Source organism: Georgenia sp. SYP-B2076 (assembly GCF_003991205.1).
GTDB lineage: Bacteria > Actinomycetota > Actinomycetes > Actinomycetales > Actinomycetaceae > Georgenia.
Window position 1 is genome coordinate 1 of the sequence record NZ_RXOZ01000025.1, and the last position, 1,090, is coordinate 1,090.

Consider the following 1,090-nt stretch of genomic DNA (forward strand, 5'->3'; position numbering starts at 1 on the left):
CCAGGGTCTCGACGGTGGTGCCGGGCCGGATGCCCTCGTCGGTGTCCACGACCGTCTCGCCCTTCTTGGTGGTGACCGTGAGGGGGACGACCTCGGGGGCGAACACGCCGGCCTCCCAGGCGGCCGCGGCCCGGGTGTGCGAGGCGGCGGCCACGGCGTCCTGGGCCTCGCGGGTGAGGGGGTAGGTGGACGCGGTGTAGCGCTCGGTGGCGGTGCCCATGGGCTCGTGGGTGAAGGCGTCGGTCAGGCCGTCGTGGGCGGTGTGGTCCAGCAGGGTGACCGGCCCGTACGCATACCCGGCCCGGGAGCCGGGCAGCAGGTGCGGGGCGTGGGTCATGGACTCCATCCCGCCGGCGACGACCACGTCTGCCTCGCCGGCGCGGATCAGGCGGGCGGCGTCGATGATCGCGGTCAAGCCCGAGAGGCAGACCTTGTTCACCGTGGTGGTGTGCGCGGACCAGGGAATGCCGGCGCCGATGGCGGCCTGCCGGGCGGGGTTCTGCCCGACCCCGGCCTGCAGCACCTGCCCGAGGACCACCGCGTCCACCACCGCGGCCGGCACCCCGCCGCCCTCGAGCGCCCCACGGATGGCGGCCGCCCCCAGCTCGGTCGCCGCGAACGCGGCGAGCTGGCCGCGCAGCTTGCCCTGCGGGGTCCGCGCCGCCCCCACGATCACCACATCCCCCGGCGCCCGTTCGCTGCCCGCCGTGCCGGCCTGCGCGGCCCGCCCGGCCGCGGCCGCATCCGGGTCGGGGGTGGGGTTGGTGTTCATGCGGTGACCGCCACGTTGACGAGGTCGTCGGAGATGGTCAGGTCGGGCTCGGTGGCCGCGCGGACCTGGTCGACGGTCACCCCGGGGGCGGTCTCGACCAGGACCAGCCCGCCGGGGGTGACGTCGATGACGGCGAGGTCGGTGATGATCCGGTCGACCACCCCCCGGCCCGTGAGGGGCAGCGAGCACTCGGTCACGATCTTGGGGGCGCCGTCCTTGGCGGTGTGCTCCATGAGCACGATGACCCGCCCGGCGCCGTGGACCAGGTCCATCGCCCCGCCCGGGCCCTTGACCATCTTCCCGGGGATCATCCAGTTC

2 protein-coding genes are annotated in these 1,090 nt (G+C 75.1%); both read right to left on the minus strand.

Features of this window, described 5'->3' with window-relative positions:
• The coding region (locus tag EJK16_RS11280; protein ID WP_304999945.1) for a beta-ketoacyl synthase N-terminal-like domain-containing protein at positions 1-772 on the minus strand (772 nt) is incomplete at its 3' end.
• Positions 769-1,090: CoA-transferase (locus EJK16_RS11285; protein WP_304999946.1), on the minus strand; the 322-nt coding region annotated here is incomplete at its 5' end. The genes EJK16_RS11280 and EJK16_RS11285, both read right to left, overlap by 4 nt.